Source organism: Fenollaria sp. (assembly GCF_057222035.1).
Genome location: NZ_JBXXYC010000004.1, coordinates 20,316 through 36,977, shown reverse-complemented (window position 1 = coordinate 36,977; position 16,662 = coordinate 20,316). Strand labels below are relative to the sequence as shown.

Annotated in this window: 14 protein-coding genes; 1 reads left to right on the top strand and 13 read right to left on the bottom strand. The window is 37.2% G+C overall.

Going from position 1 to position 16,662, the window contains the following annotated elements:
• Positions 1–3 precede the first annotated feature (3 nt).
• From AC2UOP_RS04355 to AC2UOP_RS04320, 8 genes are all read right to left on the bottom strand, one after another.
• The gene (locus tag AC2UOP_RS04355) at positions 4–480 is read right to left on the bottom strand and encodes a CarD family transcriptional regulator (RefSeq protein WP_019214095.1); all 477 of its coding nucleotides are present in this window, start codon (positions 478–480) and stop codon (positions 4–6) included.
• Between the two features lie 131 nt (positions 481–611).
• Positions 612–1,973 carry a DNA repair protein RadA gene (radA, locus tag AC2UOP_RS04350; RefSeq protein WP_484832764.1) on the bottom strand — a complete coding sequence of 454 codons (1,362 nt, stop codon included), beginning with the start codon at positions 1,971–1,973 and terminating at the stop codon, positions 612–614.
• A complete protein-coding gene (locus AC2UOP_RS04345) occupies positions 1,942–4,416 on the bottom strand; it encodes an ATP-dependent Clp protease ATP-binding subunit (protein WP_484832763.1) in 2,475 nt (824 codons plus the stop codon). The genes radA and AC2UOP_RS04345 overlap by 32 nt, the downstream gene beginning before the upstream one ends.
• 25 nt (positions 4,417–4,441) lie before the next feature.
• The gene (locus AC2UOP_RS04340) at positions 4,442–5,485 is read right to left on the bottom strand and encodes a hypothetical protein (RefSeq protein WP_484832762.1); all 1,044 of its coding nucleotides are present in this window, start codon (positions 5,483–5,485) and stop codon (positions 4,442–4,444) included.
• On the bottom strand, positions 5,457–6,020 hold the full coding sequence (locus tag AC2UOP_RS04335) for a UvrB/UvrC motif-containing protein (RefSeq protein WP_085839618.1): 564 nt from the start codon (positions 6,018–6,020) through the stop codon (positions 5,457–5,459). Before AC2UOP_RS04335 ends, AC2UOP_RS04340 begins: the two co-directional genes overlap by 29 nt.
• Positions 6,021–6,024: 4 nt before the next feature.
• Complete coding sequence (locus AC2UOP_RS04330; protein ID WP_484832761.1) at positions 6,025–6,483, bottom strand: CtsR family transcriptional regulator; 459 nt, start codon at positions 6,481–6,483, stop codon at positions 6,025–6,027.
• A gap of 973 nt (positions 6,484–7,456) precedes the next feature.
• The gene (gene fusA / locus AC2UOP_RS04325) at positions 7,457–9,526 is read right to left on the bottom strand and encodes an elongation factor G (RefSeq protein ID WP_484832760.1); all 2,070 of its coding nucleotides are present in this window, start codon (positions 9,524–9,526) and stop codon (positions 7,457–7,459) included.
• Positions 9,527–9,715: 189 nt separating this feature from the next.
• On the bottom strand, positions 9,716–10,879 hold the full coding sequence (locus tag AC2UOP_RS04320; RefSeq protein ID WP_484832759.1) for an amidohydrolase: 1,164 nt from the start codon (positions 10,877–10,879) through the stop codon (positions 9,716–9,718).
• 101 nt (positions 10,880–10,980) lie between these two features.
• Here AC2UOP_RS04320 and AC2UOP_RS04315 point away from each other — a divergent pair, with 101 nt between their 5' ends.
• Positions 10,981–11,778, top strand: a complete 798-nt coding sequence (locus tag AC2UOP_RS04315; protein ID WP_484832758.1) for a hypothetical protein — start codon at positions 10,981–10,983, stop codon at positions 11,776–11,778.
• Between the two features lie 193 nt (positions 11,779–11,971).
• On the opposite strand, the gene tuf is transcribed toward AC2UOP_RS04315, so the two are convergent.
• The 5 genes from tuf to AC2UOP_RS04290 all read right to left on the bottom strand — a co-directional run bounded on the left by tuf (position 11,972) and on the right by AC2UOP_RS04290 (position 16,555).
• Positions 11,972–13,165 carry an elongation factor Tu gene (tuf, locus tag AC2UOP_RS04310; protein WP_484832757.1) on the bottom strand — a complete coding sequence of 398 codons (1,194 nt, stop codon included), beginning with the start codon at positions 13,163–13,165 and terminating at the stop codon, positions 11,972–11,974.
• 20 nt (positions 13,166–13,185) lie between these two features.
• A complete protein-coding gene (gene fusA / locus AC2UOP_RS04305; RefSeq protein ID WP_085839623.1) occupies positions 13,186–15,252 on the bottom strand; it encodes an elongation factor G in 2,067 nt (688 codons plus the stop codon).
• Positions 15,253–15,270: 18 nt separating this feature from the next.
• The gene (gene rpsG, locus AC2UOP_RS04300) at positions 15,271–15,741 is read right to left on the bottom strand and encodes a 30S ribosomal protein S7 (protein ID WP_019214109.1); all 471 of its coding nucleotides are present in this window, start codon (positions 15,739–15,741) and stop codon (positions 15,271–15,273) included.
• 125 nt (positions 15,742–15,866) lie between these two features.
• Complete coding sequence (rpsL, locus tag AC2UOP_RS04295; protein WP_019214110.1) at positions 15,867–16,289, bottom strand: 30S ribosomal protein S12; 423 nt, start codon at positions 16,287–16,289, stop codon at positions 15,867–15,869.
• A gap of 23 nt (positions 16,290–16,312) precedes the next feature.
• The gene (locus AC2UOP_RS04290; protein ID WP_019214111.1) at positions 16,313–16,555 is read right to left on the bottom strand and encodes a ribosomal L7Ae/L30e/S12e/Gadd45 family protein; all 243 of its coding nucleotides are present in this window, start codon (positions 16,553–16,555) and stop codon (positions 16,313–16,315) included.
• Between the last annotated feature and the right edge of the window lie 107 nt (positions 16,556–16,662).

Genomic DNA, 16,662 nt, shown 5'->3' with positions numbered 1-16,662 from the left:
CTCCTACTCTACTGCCTCGTAGATAATTTTGTCAATTTCTTCGTATGATTTGCCGGAAGAAAGTATCATTTCACTAATCAAAATGTTTTTTGTGTCATGAAGTATCTTTTTTTCTCCGGTGGAAAGATTCCTCTTATCATCTAAACTTTTTAAGTTACGGTAAACTTTAGCGACTTCGAAGATGTCTCCGCCCTTCAAAATCTCAGTATTATCCCTAACTCTCTTGTTCCAGTTAGTGCTCATCTTTGTCGGTTCTTCTTTTAATACTTCAATGACATCTTTTAACTTGTCTTTATCAATGATTGATCTTATCCCTCTTTTTTCTGCATTTTTTACAGGTATCATAACCTTCATAGCGCCAATAGGTAATTTCACAACAAAATAATCTTCTTTTTTGCCTAAGATTTCCTTTTTTTCTATGTCTACTATGATGCCTGCTCCATGCATTGGATAACAAACCATATCTCCTACTTCATACATACTTTTCGCCTCCCCTTCCTTTAGATGATAATTTCATACCTATAGTATATTATATCACAAGAGAGACAAAAAGTAAAGTTTTATAATATCATATTATATTATATTTGTCAAGCCTTAAATAGATATTTTTTTCAAATTTTTAGTGCATCTATTAAGGAAGAGCATTTAATTAAATCTAATTTTGTAAATTTTGTCGATAGTTTTGCTTCGCTGCTAATCACTGCTTTTTTATAGCCCATGCGTTCAGCTTCTTTAAGTCTTCTCTCAAGCTGAGGCACTTTCTTAAGCTCGCCTGTTAATGATATATCAGCTATATACACAGTATCCGAGCTTAATACTTTATTCACTAGCTGTGAATAAATTGCCGCGATTAACGCAAGGTTTGATGCGTCTTCTTTAAGCTTAAGTCCGCCCATTGACTTTATTACGACGTTTTTATCAAACATATCAACATTTAATCTCTTCTCCATGATTGAAAGAAGTGTATTTAGTTTTTCTCTAGACATATTCTCGCTTATACGCGATGGATATGGTGTATATGACTTAGTTACAAGTGCTTCTACCTCAAGTATGACTGGTCTAGTGCCTTCCATATTTACGGTGATGGCGCTGCCAGGGAAATTATTTTCTTTTCTCGCAGAAACAAAATACTCGCTTGGATTATCAATAGATACAAGGCCTTTTTCTTGCATATTCATAAAGCCCATCTCGCCTGTAGCTCCATAACGGTTTTTGCTCGCAACAATGGTCCTTAGTGAATCATTTTGATAAGTATCCATAATTAAAACGGTATCTACAAGGTGTTCTAGGGTTCTCACACCTCTTAGCTCATCATCTTTTGTCATTTGACCAACAATAAAGACTATACGAGGCCTTTGTATATTTTTTGCAAGATTAACTAATTCATAGGCGCACTCAACTGTTTGTGTTGGTGAAGCTGGTCTAGATGGCTTGTACTCATCAAGCTCGACAGTTTGTATCGAGTCAACAACTACCATGTCAGCGTCGACTCTAAGGACTTCTTCCTTAATATTGTCAAGGCTCATATCACTAATTATATATAAGTCATCCTCGATAGTATCAAGTATCCTGTCTGCCCTTTGCTTTATCTGGCTCTCAGACTCTTCGCCTGATGCGTATAAAACTTTAAGTCCTTTTTTACAAGCATCGTTCGCTATTTGCAAAAGAAGTGTACTTTTGCCGGCGCCCGGTTTTGCTGTAAGTATGGTAACTGAGTCTTTAACTATGCCTTCGCCCATAACTCTATTGAACTCTTCGAAACTTGTCTTGAGCCTATCTGAGTTTGACGAAGTTACAGTTTTTAGCTGCATTGCCTTGCTTTTTATGCTTTTTTCTTTTTTTACCGCTTTTTTCGTATCCTCCATGACTTCTTTTAGGCTGCCCCAAGAACCACACTCAGGACATTTACCTAAGTAGCCGCTAGATTCGTAGCCGCACTCGCTACACTTGTACAAGCTCTTCTTCTTTGCCATTTTTAAATTCCAATTCCTTGCCATTGTAGTAAATAGTGATGCTCTTGTCCTTAGAAACATTATTTTTCAAAATTTCTTCAGATAATCTATCTTCTATCATCTTCTTAAATGTTCTCTCTAAAGGTCTTGCTCCATATTCAAGGTCAAAGCCCTTCTTAGCGATCTCGTCTTCAACAGACTTGTCGATCTCGATAACTATGCCCATCTCCTTAAGTTTTGCCTTTAGGTCTTCCGCCATCAAATGAACAATTTTTTCTATATCATTTTCTTTTAATTGATTAAATACAACGATATCATCAACCCTATTTAAAAATTCTGGTCTAAATGTCTTTTTAAGCTCTTCGTTTGCAATTTCAGAAATTTTCTTCTTTTCGCTTTTTTCTTCACTAGATGCATCGCCAAAACCATAAGTATTTTGCTTTTTGAATCTATTTGCACCAACATTACTTGTCATGATTATGACTGCGTTTTTAAAATCTACAGTTCTTCCCTTTGAGTCAGTTAATCTACCATCGTCAAGTAATTGTAATAGAGCGTTAAAAACATCTGGATGTGCTTTTTCAATCTCATCAAATAATACTACTGAGAATGGTTTTTTTCTAATCGCTTCAGTTAACTGTCCGCCTTCATCGTAGCCAACATAGCCTGGTGGCGAGCCTATAAGCTTAGATACGCTGTACTTTTCCATGTACTCACTCATGTCTATACGTATCATGGCGTTTTCATCGTTAAATAAGCTCTCTGCAAGTGCTTTTGCAAGATAAGTTTTACCCACACCGGTTGGTCCAACGAAGATAAAGCTGCCTATAGGCTTGTTTTTGTCCTTAAGCCCAACTCTCGCTCTCTTAATTGAGTGACTAAGTACATCTATAGCCTCGTCTTGACCTATGACCCTTGCTTTTAAATTCTTATCAAGATTTAAAAGTTTTTCTTTTTCTTCTTCACTAAGTTTTTCAACAGGAATGCCAGTCCATTTTGAGACAACTCTTGCTATATCGTCAAAACCTATCTTCATGCTGTTTAGCTCTGATTTTTGCTTCCACTCAGTCCTGTCTAGGTCCATCTTGTCCTTAAGCTCGCGCTCCTTGTCCCTTAATTGAGCTGCTCTCTCGAAGTCTTGGGCTTGAATCGCTTGAATTTTTTCGGATGAAATTTCTTTAAGCTCGTCCTCTATCTCCTTAAGTGATAGTGGTCTAACATAATTTTTCATTCTAACAAGTGATTGAGCCTCGTCGATTAGGTCTATGGCCTTGTCTGGCAAATATCTATCTGAAATATATCTCTTTGATAATGTCACAGCCGCTTCGATGGCTTCGTTTGAGATTAAAACTCTGTGATGCGCTTCGTACTTGTCTTTAAGACCTTCTATGATCTTTATCGCGTCTTCTTCACTTGGCTCTTCAACTAAAATAGTTTGTAGTCTTCTTTCAAGAGCCGCATCTTTTTCGACATATTTTCTGTACTCATCAACAGTAGTTGCGCCAATTATTTGTATCTCGCCTCTTGTAAGATATGGTTTTAGTATGTTTGACGCGTCAAGCGAGCCTTCAGACGAGCCTGCTCCAACTATAGTATGAATTTCGTCAATAAATAAAATTACATCGTTTCTTTGTCTAAGCTCTTCAAGTAAATTCTTGATTCTGCTCTCAAACTCTCCCCTGTACTTAGATCCAGCAATTAGACTAGTTAAGTCAAGGGAGAATATCTTTTTATCTCTAATAATTTCAGGAACATTTCCCGAAACAATTCTTTGCGCAAGACCTTCAGCGATAGCTGTCTTGCCGACACCGGGCTCACCGATTAGAACTGGATTGTTCTTTGTCCTTCTCATAAGTATTTGAATAAGTCTTTCAATCTCAGATGCTCTGCCGATTACAGGATCTATCTTATCCTTAATCGCAAGCTCATTTAAGTCCAATGTATACTTTTGAAGCGCTTCGCCATCACCCTCTGTCTCCTCATCAAAGCCATCATCTTCTTGATAGCCGCCTTGATTAAAGCTTCTAAGGCTATTTAGATAACTTGATAATGATGATAAAACCTTATCTTTATCTACACCAAATCTATCTAGTATGATAGATACAGGCGCTTCGTTCATTTTTACAATTGAATATAAAATGTGCTCAGTCGTTACAATTGGCGCACCAGATTGATTTGCCATCTTGATGGACTCTTCTATCACATATTTTAAACTTGCTGAATAATATATGTCCTCTTGCTTTTTCACGTCAAGCACTGATAATTTTTCAACCATTTCTTTAAGAGCTTCCATCTCAAGACCATTTTGTCTTAAAATTTCGGAGGCCTTAGTAGTGTTTGCGCTTAAAATGCCGATTAACACATGAGAAGGATCAACTTCACTTTTAAACATCCTTCTAGCTTCTTCCTCGGCTATTTGAAATGAGAATCTTGCATTTCTAGTAAATCTTCCAAAAACTGCCATATTTATCTCCTTTCTTTATATAATTCTATAAATCTTTATTTTCTTCTTCATTAATATCCTTGTCAATAAATTTTGTCTTGCCAAGCTTTTTTCTAAGTATAGTCGCTCTTTTTTGGTCAATTTCAGACTTATCGCTAATAGAGTAAGTATACTCAATAGCTTCAGGCGTTATCATTAGATAAAGACTCGCATCAATGCTTGCTTCAGCTGGATTGAGAAGGTCCATGCTTCTTGCGAACATTAGATTTGATAAATAAATTAGTGCCTCGTCATAAGTGATAAGGCTCGCCACCTTAATCATCTCCAAAGCCTTCATAATTCTGTCTTTCATCAAGATGTAGTTTTGCTCAAGATATCTGCGTCTATTTTCATTCTCGTAGACAATGATGTTTTGGTCAGTCAGCATGGAAAGCTTTTTAAATGACTCGATATTAGTAAATTTATTGATGTTCGCGTCTAAGATGTAGATATCCTCTATCTTATAACCATCAGGTCCAATAAGCGGAGTAAGTCTGATTTTTTCCATGTCATCGCTTATTAGCTCATCCTTCTTAAACTCGTCTCTTCTGTATAGATGCACAATCTTAGCAATGTTTATACCGTTACCAATATTAACAGGGTCACTAGTCAAATAACCGTAGTCTTCATCAAATTGGAAGTCTATCGACTTATCAAGCTCACGCTCTATATCTATGGCGACGTCTACAAGCTCGTCAGCACTTGCTGTTCCAAGCACTCTAATCTCGATATGGTCGTTGTTATTTATAACTATAGCGATGGATTTGTCTTCATCAAGCAAAAGTTTAGTTCTAGTAATGTTCTCTTTTACTGACTCATCCATAAAACCCTTTGCTAAAAAATATTCAAATTTTTCCTTATCCATGTTTGACACTTCATAAAGCATAAAACTGTAGCTAGTGTTTTTTAACGCTTCTAAAACCATGTTCAAAATTTCGTTAAGCTTTGACCACATCAGCATGTCAGGGTACTTATAGCCCTTGATATTTCTCTTTAAGGAGACTATGGTGTTTAAGATGTATTTATTGTAAATCGTCATTGTTCTCGCCATCTTTCACTTTTTCATTCGAAGTCTTAGCCTTGATTTCATCTCTAAGCTCAGCCGCTCTTTCATAATTTTCTTCTTGAATTGCATTGTCTAACTCTTTCTTAAGAGCAAGTATCTCTGTATGCATTGGATTTGCATCGATATACCTCTTAGGTAATAGGCCTTCATAAGTTTTTTCGCCTCTTAATGAGTTCAAAATCGGTCTGATCTCGTAGGCAAATGTTTTGTAGCACTCCTCGCAGCCAAGCGTTCTATTCATTTTGAAATCACTAAACTTCATGTGACAGTTTGGACACTCTTTTTCTTCAAATTCTTCAGTTTCAAAAGTCCCAAAAAGCTTTTGCAAACCCTCAAAAAGACTTCTTATATCGCTTTCATTTATATTCATATTCGTATATTCTCCGTATTCTCCTTGATTCATTTCATTAAAATCTCTTAGTGCACATTCAGTGCATAAGTGCTTTTCAATAACTTCTCCATCTAAAATTAATTTTAAATTAATCATCGCTTCATTCTTGTGGCATTCATCGCATAACATTTTACTACCCCCTTTTAAGTAAAACTAGTAGGATGTTTTTTAATATATCACTTCTAAGTGCATTTCTCTTATCTATATCAATAGTTAGAGCCCTGTCATCAATAGACGCAAGAATTATTTCTTGCTCGTTTTTTGTAATGATTTCGTCATCACAAAGCTTTCTGATGATGTCATGAGCTTCTTTGATGGTGATGCTCTCGCCAATGGCGTCCATAAGTATCTCTTTGTACTCGTCTTCATCCTCTAAAAGATCAAGTTTCTCGATCTTGATATAGCCGCCCTCGCCCCTTCTTGACTGAATGTAGTAACCAAAGTGAGGCGCAAACCTTGTCGTTAAGACATAGTTGATTTGACTTGGCGAACAGTTAAATCTTATGGCAATGTCATTACGCTTTATAAGTATGCTGCCGCCTTCTTCTTCAAGTAAATTGTTTAAAAAATATTGAATTTCATCACTTAACATATTTCTCACCTTTGACCTTCTTTGACTATTATACCATAAGTACCCAAGATTTACAACGGATAAACAAAAATGTTAATGTTTTGTATAAATTTTCATTAGAATTGCGAATGGATTTGTTTGGATAAAAGAAAAACACACAAGTAAAACCTGTGTGTTTCCCTAAGAGAAAAAGAACCCGACCCTATCTCAACACTTCGTGTTGGATGGGTGCCCCGGAACCTTGCCATCGCCTTTAGCGATGTAAAACATGAAAATCTTACATAATTGTAATACATTGGATCCGCAAAATAAGAAAGACGTACCCTAATTAGTACGTCCTCCTTAAGAGAATAAATATGAAAAAATATATTTAATATTTGTATTTGTTAATCTTATGCTCTTCTTATTCATCATCGCCTCCGGCGATGTAAGAGAACAAATAGAAGAACCCGACCCTTGCTCAATGCTTCGCATTGGCAGGGAACCCCGGAACCTTGGCACTCCGTGCTTGAAAAAATATATTAAATATTGTATATTCTTATTAAATTTTCTTCTTGCTAGTACCGCCGCTTCTGGCAGCGGAAGAGAATAATTAGAAGAACCTCACCCAATGACGACGCTAAAGCGTTTATTGGGTCCCGGCCGTAAGATCAATCAAAGCTATCTTCGCTTCGCTCGATACCTTTGTGATCTCTGGCATAAGGCATGCATTGCCAATCGAACTTCGTTTCACTCGTTCTCTTGGTGCATGGACTTAACAACCTTGGCACTTCGTGCTTGAAAAAATATATTTAATATTGTATATTTTTATTAAATTTTCTTCTTGCTCATACCGCCGCCTCCGGCAGCGGAAGAGAAAAAGAACCCCGTCCTTGCGGACGTGAACCTTGCCATCGCTTTCAGCGATGTAAAATAGAAGAACCCGACCCTTGCTCAATGCTTCGCATTGGCAGGGAACCCCGGAACCTTGGCACTCCGTGCTTGAAAAAATATATTATTTATTTTTTTCTGCGTTGGCTGCTTCTATAATCTTATTTGCTTGGTCTTGTGGTACTTCTTCGTATCTAATAAAGCCCATTTGGAAGGAGCCTCTTGCTTGTGTCATCGCTCTTAGGTCTATTGCGTATCTAAACATTTCTGAATGAGGTACTTCTGCTGTAATTACTTGTGTACCGTCATCTTGTGAATCTATACCTAAGATTCTGCCTCTACGTTTGTTCATATCGCCCATAACGTCGCCTAGGTAGTTTTCTGGCACTTTTATTTCTGCCTTAACTATAGGCTCAAGCAAGATTGGTTTTGCTTCTTGCATACCCTTCTTAAATGCTAATTGTGCAGCGATCTTGAATGCCATTTCGTTTGAGTCAACATCGTGGTATGAACCATCGTATAATGTTGCCTTAACATGAACTACCGGATAGCCTGCTAAAACGCCATGTTCAAGTGATTCTCTAAGACCTTTTTCAACTGCTGGGAAGAAATTCTTTGGAACCGCTCCACCGAATACTTCTTCAGCAAATACAAAGTCGTCGCCATCGTTTGGCTCAAATCTTACCCAAACGTCACCGTATTGACCAGCGCCGCCTGATTGTTTCTTGTGCTTACCTTGAACTTCAGCCTTTTGTCTGATTGTTTCTCTGTAAGCAATCTTTGGATCGTTAAGTTCAATCTCAACGCCAAATGTGTTTTTCAATTTATCTTTAATAACTGTTAATTGCATATTACCTTGACCGCCGATTAGAAGCTCTTTAGTCTCATGATTTCTAAGCACTTCAAATGTTGGGTCTTCTGCAGTCATCTTGTTAAGTGAAACGCCTATCTTTTCGTCTTCGCCTTGTTTTACAGGTCTTACTGACATATATAGAGTTGGCTTTGGATAAACAATTCGCTCGAATATAACAGGACGAGCCTTGTCGCATAGCGTATCGCCAGTACGAGCGTGTTCAAGCTTACTTGTAGCACCTATGTCTCCCGCGATGATGGCGTCAGTATCAATTTGAGTTTTACCTCTTAAATAGAATAATCCGCCAAGTTTTTCTTCTACGTCTTGGCTTGCATTGTATAATGGTGTAGATTTTGTAATCTTACCAGAGATAACTTTGAATAAAGAAAGCTTTCCTACGAATGGGTCAACTATAGTCTTGAAAACAACTGCCGAGAATGGTTCGTTCTCATCAACTTTTCTCACTTCTTCTTTATCTTTCCATGTGCCTTTGTACTCGCCTACTTCGTTTGGAGCAGGGAAATATCTTTGAATCTTATGAAGAAGTAGCTCCATGCCTATGCCTTTTTCAACACTACCTACCATAAGTATAGTAAGTTCACCGTTTCTAACAGCTTGTTTTATACCTTCTTTAAATTCAGCGTCAGTAAACTTTTCCCCAGCAAAGAATTTTTCCATTAGTTCTTCAGATGTTTCGGCAACTACTTCATTTAATTCGCCTCTAAGCTTTTCAATGTAGCCATCCCACTCAGCTGGAACAGGAATTTCAGTTCTCTTTCTGTTTTCATAGCTATATGCCTTATCTTGAATTAAGTCAACCATGCCCTTAAAGCCTTCAGCTTCACCTATAGGCATAACTAGTGGAACTATGTGTCCACCAAGTTTTGTTTTTATCTCTTCCAAAACTTCGTCAAATTTAACATTTTCCTTATCCATCTTATTTAAGAAGATAAATCTTGGAGTGTGATATTTATTTAAGTTTTTCCACGCTTTTTCAGTACCTACTTCAACACCTGCTTGTGCGTCTATAACTAGAATAGAGCCTTCAGATGCTCTCTTTGCACCATACATCTCGCCAATAAAGTCAAAGTAACCAGGTGTATCAAGAAAATTGTATTTAACATCATTATATTCTACAGGAATAACCTTTGTATTAATAGAAACCTTTCTTTGTTTCTCTTCTATAGAGAAGTCTCCAACAGTATTTCCGTCTTCAACCTTGCCCATCCTAGAGATAGCGCCTGTTGCGTATAAAAGTGATTCAACTAACATAGTTTTACCACTGCTACTGTGTCCCAAAAGGGATACGTTTCTGATTTTGCTTGCATCGTAAGCCTTCATATTTTTTCCTCCTCATATATAATATAGTTATTTTATCAATTTACTTTGTAAAAGCGTTTTGAGTAAAAAAATTTAGTGTGAAGATAAAATTCCTCCACAAAAATATTATAACATATATAGATTTTTTTTGCAATGATTTTATTGTGCTGATATGCAAAAAGTTTAAAGAGATTAAAAAAGAAGAGCTCATCACTCTTCTTTCATCTCATCATATACAAGTCCTATAGCCTTGTAAAAATATTCAAGATCCTCTTCATCAAAATCAAACACATCGCTGTGATGAGGTCCTTTTAAATTTGTTCCCAGCATTAAATGCATGGCAGGAACATTCTTTTGCTTAAGTTTTTTTAGATAATAGGTTACATCCTCACTCGCTCCAAAACTTGGCATTCTATCAGTTTTTACGCTATTTTCATTAAGCTTTTTAATTGTTCTATCCACAAGATTAACATTTTCTTCCTTATATGCACTAGCCCTTGCGATTATATCAAGCTCATATTTCGCTCCCTTTGCATCAGATACACATTTTGCAATATTTTCCATCGCTTCAAGCATCTCATCCATCGCCTCGTCACTATCACTTCTAAGGTCCATGCCTAAGGTAATTTTATCCATGATCGCATTTCTTTGACCCCCGCCATTAATAATTCCGATGTTGATAAGTTTTTTATGATGAGCATCGACTGTAAGGTCCTTTATCATGTCTATAAAAGCCATGGCAATGGTTAAGGCGCATATACCTTCTTCTGGTGCATTCGCTGCGTGAGCTGACTTACCGAAAAAGCTCATATCAAGCTTTGTAGTCGCCATGAAATCAGTAGTACCCACACCGATATAGCCTTTTTTCTCGCCTAAACCAATGTGATAAGATAAAAATCCATCAACATCCTCTGTAATGAAGTCCGCCATGCGTCTTGCGCCGCCAACACCTTCCTCAGCCGGCTGAAATAAAACTCTAACAGAGTCACCAGATTCGCTAAAGCGCTCACATAAGCTAAGTGCCAAGGCTATGTGTCCGTCGTGGCCACAGGCGTGCATGTTATTATTAGTCGAAGCAAATCCAAAAAGGTTCGGTATATGAGTTACATCCTCCGTCTCTTTTATCTTAAGTGCATCAATGTCAGCTCTAAATAAAAAGTACGGGGCCTTGCCAAACTCAGCCATCACCCCAGTGAAGCCCTTGTCAATGTCATTTATATCACTTTCTGCACCATCTTCATAGATGGCTTTGCCATAATAAAGTTTACAGTTTAGATTTTTTAATATTTTAATAATTTCCTTAGTCGTCTTAACCTCTTCAAAGCCAAGCTCAGGAATTTTATGAAATAATCTTCTATATGAAATCAAATCCATAATCATCACCTACTTAGCTCAATCTTACAACAAGAGATAAATTTTGTCAAGCTTGACAAAAAGGCATATATGTAGTAATATATCTAATGTTGAGGTGAATTATGAAAAAGAAATTTATTTTATTTATGCTTATGCTACTTGCCATGCTAATGGCTTTGACTGCATGCTCAAAAAAACGCGTACAATTTACAAAGGACATGATAAAGGACTGGAACGTCAGTGAAGGCAAGGAACCGATGGACGAAGACATCGACGATGACTTCGTTAACGAGCTTAAACGCTTTATTAAAAAGAGTATTGAAGATAAAAATTACGAAGCATTCTCAGAAATGGTTTGTGATGAGTATTTAACAGCAGTTGATATCACAAGAGATGCCTACAGGGAGCATAACAAAGAGCTTTCTGAAGCTTTGAAAGATATAAAAGTTGATGTATCAGACGTTGAGGCAAAACAAGTTGACGAAGATGCAATAGAACTTAGATACACACTTAGCTACAACGATTCAAAAACAGTGCAATACATCTATATATACAAAGACAAAAACAATGTATTCAAGTTCTCGCCATCAATATACGAGCCACACGCTTGGGGCGATGAAAACTATAAAAAAGACTCCATCAACATAAAATTCATATCCGTAGGCAAAGTTACTAAGGGCATGGAAGTCAGAGCAAAGCTTATGAACACTGAGAAATGGGATAGATCGCTACTTAGCGCAACACTTTACACAGACAGAGGTAAATACGATGCAGCTAAGTTTAAGCTAAATATCGCAAGCGGCAAAACAGAACATGTATTATTTTACTTCGATCACGCAAAAGGCAAAGCAGAAAAGTTCGAGCTAATCTACAAAGGCGATGGCGGCGAAGAAAAGACGACTACATTTGAATTTAAATAATATTTTGAAATAGTAGGAAGAAATACTTCCTACTATTTTTTTAATTTTCTTAAGATTATAATGCATTTGAAATTTTATAATTTAAGGTATGAATTTTAATGAATTATTCATCTATTAAAACTATTAATAAGAGCACAAAAAAGAGAGCCTTTCAGCTCTCTTTAATAATATATCTAAATTATATTATTCGAAATTATTCGATAATTTCAGATACAACTCCGGCACCTACTGTTCTACCGCCTTCTCTGATAGCGAACTTAAGTCCTTTTTCAATAGCGATAGGTGTGATAAGTTCGATGTTAAATCTAGCGTTATCACCAGGCATTACCATTTCTACTCCGTCTTCTAGTGTGATGTTACCAGTAACGTCTGTAGTTCTGAAATAGAATTGTGGTCTGTAACCGTTGAAGAATGGAGTATGACGTCCACCTTCTTCTTTAGTTAGAACGTAAACTTCTGCTTTAAATTTAGTGTGTGGTTTGATTGTCTTAGGTGCAGCAAGTACTTGACCTCTTTCGATTTCGTCTCTTTGAACACCTCTTAGTAGTAGACCAACGTTATCTCCAGCTTCAGCAACGTCTAGTAGTTTGTGGAACATTTCAACGCCTGTTACTACTACGTCTCTGATTTCAGTAGTTAAACCAACTAGTTCAACTGTATCTCCAACCTTAACTGTACCTCTTTCTACTCTACCTGTAGCAACTGTACCTCTACCAGTGATTGAGAAGATATCTTCTACTGGCATTAGGAATGGTTGATCTGTAGCTCTTTCTGGTTGAGGAATGTATTCGTCAACTTCTTCCATAAGTTTCACGATCTTATCTCCCCAAGGTCCGTCTGGATCTTCAAGAGCTTTAAGAGCTGAACCTACAACGATTGGAGTGTTGTCTCCGTCGAAATCGTATTCGTTAAGAAGTTCTCTAACTTCCATTTCAACTAATTCGATAAGTTCTGGGTCGTCTACTTGGTCTTCTTTGTTTAGGAATACAACGATCTTTGGTACACCAACTTGTCTAGCAAGTAAGATGTGCTCTCTTGTTTGAGGCATTGGACCGTCTGCAGCAGATACTACTAGGATAGCGCCGTCCATTTGAGCAGCACCAGTGATCATGTTCTTAACGTAGTCGGCGTGGCCTGGGCAGTCAACGTGAGCATAGTGTCTATTAGGTGTTTCATACTCAACGTGAGAAGTATTAATTGTTATACCTCTTGCTCTTTCTTCTGGAGCCTTGTCGATATTTGCATAATCAACGAATTCTCCTGTACCGTTTCTCTTATTTAGTACTAATGTTATAGCTGCTGTTAATGTTGTTTTACCGTGGTCAACGTGACCGATTGTACCAATGTTAACATGTGGTTTTGTTCTTTCAAATTTTTGTTTAGCCATTTTTTACCTCCTATAAAAAATTATTTATTTCCAATGACTTTTTCTAATATGCTGTTTGGAACTGGATCGTAGTGATCGAATTGCATTGAGTAGTTAGCTCTACCTTGTGTGTTACTTCTAAGGCTTGTTGCATATCCAAACATTTCTGAAAGTGGAACGAATGCTCTAACGTGTTGTGCTCCGTTATCAAGTTCCATACCTTCAATTCTACCTCTTCTTGAGTTTAAGTCTCCGATTACATCTCCCATATATTCTTCAGGAGTTGTTACTTCAACTTTCATCATAGGTTCAAGAAGTGTAGGTGATGCTTTCTTAAGAGCATCTTTTATTGCCATAGAACCGGCAATCTTAAATGCCATTTCTGATGAGTCGACTTCGTGGTATGAACCATCGTATAAAGTAACTTTTACATCAAGTACTGGATAACCAGCTATGATACCTGATTGTAGTGCTTCTTGTATACCTTGATCAACTGGTCCAATGTATTCTTTTGGAATAGCTCCACCAACGATTGCGTTAACGAATTCGTAACCTTTTCCTGCTGGTTGAGGTTCGATTCTGATTCTAGCGTGACCGTATTGTCCACGACCACCTGATTGTTTAACGTATTTACCTTCGCCTTCTGCAGTTGACTTGATTGATTCTTTGTAAGCAACTTGTGGATTACCAACGTTTGCTTCTACTTTGAACTCTCTTAAAAGTCTATCTACAATGATTTCTAGGTGAAGTTCGCCCATGCCGGCGATGATTGTTTGACCTGTTTCTTCATCTGTATATGTCTTAAATGTTGGGTCTTCTTCAGCAAGCTTTAATAAAGCTTGAGTCATCTTATCTTGTGAAGCTTTTGTCTTTGGTTCTATCGCTACTGAGATAACTGGTTCTGGGAATTCCATGTTTTCTAGTATGATTGGTTTGTCTTCAGCACATAGTGTATCCCCTGTACCTGTAACTTTTAAACCTACTATAGCAACGATTGATCCTGCGTAAGCTTCTTCAATTTCTTCTCTCTTATCAGCATGCATTAATACGATACGTCCGATTCTTTCTCTCTTACCCTTTGATGAGTTAAATACATAAGAACCGCTCTTTAGAACACCTGAGTAAATTCTTGCATAAGCAAGTTTACCAACGAATGGGTCTGTAACGATCTTAAATGCTAATGCTGCTAATGGAGCATCATCTGCTGATTCTCTTTCAATTATTTCTCCATCTCTATCTGTACCTGTAACTGGTGGTATATCGATAGGTGATGGTAAATAATCAATTATAGCATCTAGAAGGAATTGTACACCCTTGTTCTTGTATGCACTACCGCATAGAACTGGTGTTACTTGGTTAGCAACACATTCTCTTCTTAATACTTTTTTAATCATATCGTTAGGAACGTCTTCACCGCCTAGGTATAGTTCCATAACTTCTTCGTCGAAATCAGCGATTTCTTCGATCATTTCTTCTCTATATTTTTGAGCTGTTTCTAAAAGATCTTCTGGAATATCTGATTCTTGAATGATAGTTCCTAGATCATCTTCGTATAATTCAGCTTTCATTGAGATTAAGTCTATGATACCCTTAAATGTATCTTCTTTGCCTATTGGCAATTGAACAGCTATTGGATGAGCGTTTAATCTTTCTCTCATCATCTTTAGTGTTCTATCAAAGTTTGCACCTACAACGTCCATTTTATTAACAAATGCAAGTCTAGGTACACCGTATTTATCAGCTTGACGCCATACAGTCTCGCTTTGAGGTTCAACTCCCCCCTTAGCGTCATATAAAGCAACCGCACCGTCTAGAACTCTTAGGGAACGTTCAACTTCTACTGTAAAGTCAACGTGGCCCGGTGTATCTATGATATTGATTCTATGATTCTTCCAGTAACATGTTGTTGCTGCTGAACCGATAGTGATACCTCTTTCTTGCTCTTGAACCATGAAGTCCATGGTAGCAGCGCCTTCGTGAGTTTCTCCTATCTTATGAATCTTTCCTGTATAATAAAGAATTCTTTCTGTAGTGGTTGTTTTACCTGCGTCAATGTGCGCCATAATACCGATGTTTCTGACATCTTTTAGTGCAATTTCTCTTGGCACAAGTTTTCCCCCTTATTATTAATATCTATAATGTGCAAATGCTTTATTTGCTTCAGCCATTCTATGAACTTCTTCTCTCTTCTTAACAGAAGCACCTTGTCCATTGGCTGCATCCATCAACTCTTTAGCTAATCTTTCGACCATAGTCTTTTCTCCTCTTGCTCTGGAGTATTGTACTAACCATCTAATTGCTAAAGTTTGTCTTCTTTCAGGTCTTACTTCCAACGGAACTTGGTAGTTAGCACCACCAATACGTCTTGCTTTAACTTCTAGTACTGGCATGATGTTATTCATAGCCTTGTAGAATTGTTCAAGAGCGTCTTCACCTGTCTTTTCTGCAACTATATCAAATGCCCCGTAAACTATGCTTTGAGCTAAGCCTTTTTTGCCGTCAAGCATGATTGAGTTTATTAATTTTGTAACTACAACATCATTGTATCTTGCATCGGGCATTACTTCACGTTTAGGCACGTGTCCTTTTCTTGGCACTTTTTCTTCCCTCCTTAACTATCTTAGTAGATTCATTGGTACTCGGCAAATCTCTAAAAGCCGTCTAGCGCCAAAATGCTCATCATCTATTTAATGCTTTGCATTTCAACGACTAAATAATTTTTTTACTTCTTTTCTTCTTTAGGTTTCTTAGAACCGTATTTAGACCTACTTTGTTTTCTGTTTTCAACTCCGGCAGTATCTAATGTTCCTCTAATTATGTGGTAACGTACGCCGGGAAGGTCTTTTACTCTTCCACCTCTTATAAGAACAACACTGTGTTCTTGTAAGTTGTGACCAATTCCTGGGATGTAAGCTGAAACTTCATATCCGTTAACTAGTCTAACTTTAGCAACTTTTCTTAAGGCAGAGTTTGGCTTCTTAGGTGTAACTGTCTTTACAGCAACACATACTCCTCTTTTTTGTGGAGCATTTACTAAAGATTGTCTCTTCTTAAGTGAGTTATAAGTTGTATCTAAAGCTGGTGATTTAGATTTGTAAACTACTTTTGATCTTCCTTTTCTGATCAATTGATTAATCGTTGGCATCAAAGCACCTCCTTACATAAAAATTATTTTAATAAAGCAGCGGCAGCTGCATTTATTTCAATACCACAGAGCTTTCCTAACTCTTCTTTTGTGTTTATATAAACAACATCTACAGATTTTTTATCTGCCTCTTCTTCGATAAGTGTTTTAATATGCTTATCTGCATCAAGAGCGATAAAAACTTGTTTAAATAAATTAGATTTTAGCCCTCTTATTACCTGTTTAAACCCAACTACACTGCTAGGCCCCAAGGTGTCGGTATCCATTAAGCATCCTCCTTTAGCTCTATTAATAGCGTGAACTTTCACGCATAACTGAATTGTACCACGCATTACGAAAAAAGTCAAGATATTTTTGTGCGTTTTAACAAAAT